Raw genomic sequence first — 1,893 nt, forward strand, 5'->3', positions numbered from 1 at the left:
CGGTCGCCGCCGCGTCGATCGCGAGCGCGATGTCCCTTCCCGGGGTGTAGCCGGCCTTTCCGATGGCCTCGACGATCAGGTCAAGGGCAGCCCGGTTGTGCTCCAGGTTCGGGGCGAAGCCGCCCTCGTCGCCCACGCCGGTGGACAGCCCGTGCTGCTTGAGCACCGCCTTGAGCGCGTGGTACGTCTCTACACCCCAGCGCAGCGCCTCGGTGAAGGTCGGCGCGCCGATCGGGGCGATCATGAACTCCTGCACGTCCACGTTGGAGTCCGCGTGCGCGCCGCCGTTGAGTATGTTCATCATCGGCACCGGCAGCACGTGCGCGTTCGGGCCGCCAAGGTAGCGGAACAGCTGCAGGCCCGCCGACTCCGCGGCGGCGCGGGCCACCGCCATCGACACCCCGACAATCGCGTTGGCCCCCAGCCGTGACTTGTCCGGCGTGCGGTCAAGGTCGATCAGGGCCTGGTCCACGAGCCGCTGGTCGTCGGCCTCGTAGCCGAGCAGCTCAGGCTGGATCTCGTCGACGACGCCGTCCACGGCCCGCGTGACCGCCTTGCCGCCGTACTCGGTGCCGCCATCACGGAGTTCGACGGCCTCGAAAGCGCCAGTGGAGGCGCCGCTCGGCACGCCGGCCCGGCCCGCTGAGCCGTCGTCGAGGACGACCTCAACCTCTACGGTCGGGTTTCCCCGCGAGTCCAGGATCTGCCTGGCATGCACCGCTTCAATGGACGCCAACGTCGGGCTCCTTGCCTGTCATCGCTTGCCTGTAATCGCGTCAGTTTGCGGTATCGAGCCTAACCGAGGCGGGCCCGGTCGGGCCCATGGGGCACGCCGGCGGGATGGTCCCGCCGGATTATCCCGATGTATCAGGAGGAGCCGGCGCGGATCTCCTCTAGCTGATGACTACAACGCAGGACCGGCCGGGCGGCGAGCCGGATTTCAGCAGGCTCCGGCTCGGGCAGGTGCCGATCGTCCTGATGTACCACGTGATCGCGGACGTGCCTGAAGACCCGCACAAGCTGGCGGTGGCACCCGCCAGGTTCGCGGAGCAGATGGCGTGGCTGGCCGAGCGCGGGCTGCGTGGCGTCAGCATGGAGACGCTGATGGCCGCGATGCGCGCCGGGCGTGCACGCGGGCTCGCCGGGCTCACGTTCGACGACGGATACCTGAGCGTGCTCGAGGACGCGCTGCCCGTGCTGCTGCGGCACGACTTCACCGCGACCATGTTCATCATCTCCGACCGGATCGGCGCAACCAACGAGTGGGACGCGGGCACCGGACCGGTCTGGCCGCTGATGACGGCCGGCCAGGTCGCGCAGGTGGCCGCCGCGGGGATGGAGATCGGCTCGCACACCGCCACGCACCCGCGGCTGCCCGGCATCGGCGCGGACCAGCTGACGGCGGAGATCAGCGGGAGCAGGGCGCGGCTGCGCGAGCTGTTCGACCTGCCGGTCACCGGCTTCGCCTACCCGTACGGCCGGATGGACGCGGCGGCCAGGGATGCGGTGCGCGGCGCGGGCTACGGCTACGCCTGCTCCGTCGAAACCCCGGTCAGCCTGCTCGGTGACATGACGCTGCCGAGAATCACCTTCTACGACCGGGACGGCGCCGGCCGGATGGCGGCGAAGAAGCTGTTCTTCAGGAGCTACACGGCGGCGCTCGGGACGCGGCGCGGGCTCTCCTACAGCCCGCTCGCGCGGCAGGTGAAGCGGACGCTGACCGCGCCGCTGCATCGGTTACGCCGGCTGCGCCGGCACTGACGCGGAGTCTGCCAGCAGGAACGACTTCAGCCGCGCGCCTACCACGTCGATGTCGTAGTCACGCTCGAAACGTGCCCGCGCGGCGCTCGCCGCGGCCGCCAGCGCCGGCGGCGACTCGAGCAGCTCCAGGAG

2 protein-coding genes are annotated in these 1,893 nt (G+C 70.7%); one reads left to right on the plus strand and one right to left on the minus strand.

Translation table 11 applies throughout. The features are described from left to right. Positions 1–736, minus strand: a 736-nt coding sequence (gene eno, locus WA805_RS27485) for a phosphopyruvate hydratase (protein ID WP_425243789.1), incomplete at its 3' end; no start/stop codon positions are given. Between the two features lie 164 nt (positions 737–900). Between eno and WA805_RS27490 the strand changes: the two genes are divergently transcribed. Further along, positions 901–1,761, plus strand: coding sequence for a polysaccharide deacetylase family protein (locus WA805_RS27490; protein ID WP_422279756.1), 861 nt, complete (start codon positions 901–903; stop codon positions 1,759–1,761). The last annotated feature ends 132 nt before the right edge of the window (positions 1,762–1,893 follow it).

It is taken from the genome of Trebonia sp., from assembly GCF_049794275.1.
GTDB lineage: Bacteria > Actinomycetota > Actinomycetes > Streptosporangiales > Streptosporangiaceae > Trebonia.

What these genes read in the sequence shown, in the direction of transcription:
- WA805_RS27490 (WP_422279756.1), top strand. Translation starts at nt 901, where the DNA reads ATGACTACAACGCAGGACCGGCCGGGCGGCGAGCCGGATTTCAGCAGG.